Annotated in this window: 1 rRNA gene; it reads left to right on the top strand. The window is 49.6% G+C overall.

Going from position 1 to position 673, the window contains the following annotated elements:
• Positions 1-673, top strand: a 23S ribosomal RNA gene (locus I6E24_RS16540); the annotation flags it as partial.

Below are 673 nucleotides of genomic sequence, written 5' to 3'. Positions count from 1 at the left end.
GCTAAGTTAAACTAACGAAGTCAGATTGCTAAGACAGCTAGGATGTTGGCTTGGAAGCAGCCATTCATTTAAAGAGTGCGTAACAGCTCACTAGTCGAGGAATTTGGCGTGGATAATAATCGGGTATGAAGTTGTCTGCCGAAGCTATGGAATCAATTATGATTGGTAGGGGAGCATTCCATTCAGCGTCGAAGGCGTGGCGTGAGCCACTCTGGAGCGTATGGAAAAGCAAATGTAGGTATAAGTAACGATAAAGGGGGTGGGAAACCCCCTCGCCGAAAGACTAAGGTTTCCTGATCAACGCTAATCGGATCAGGGTAAGTCGGGACCTAAGGTTCAGCCGAACGGCGAGACCGATGGCAGAAACGGTAAAGATTCCGTTACTACCTCCAATGGTGACGTGGAGACGCAGCAGTGACACCACCGCCGGCTGACGGAATAGCCGGTTAAAGAGTGTAGACGTCGATTCCCGCAGGCAAATCCACGGGAAGAGTCGAACTTGAGAGTACACCAACACCTTCGGGTCGCGGTGATAGTGTGGGTAATCAGACTGCCGAGAAAATCCGCTAAACTTAACATTGAAGGTACCCGTACCGCAAACGGACACACGTAGTCGGGTTGAATATACTAAGGCGCTTGGGTGAATCACGGTTAAGGAACTAGGCAAATTGAC

The organism is Bacteroides caecigallinarum (genome assembly GCF_021530995.1).
GTDB classification, from domain to species: domain Bacteria; phylum Bacteroidota; class Bacteroidia; order Bacteroidales; family Bacteroidaceae; genus Phocaeicola; species Phocaeicola faecigallinarum.
The sequence above is the reverse complement of the archived record's forward strand: the minus strand, read 5'-3'. Positions and strand labels throughout refer to the sequence as shown.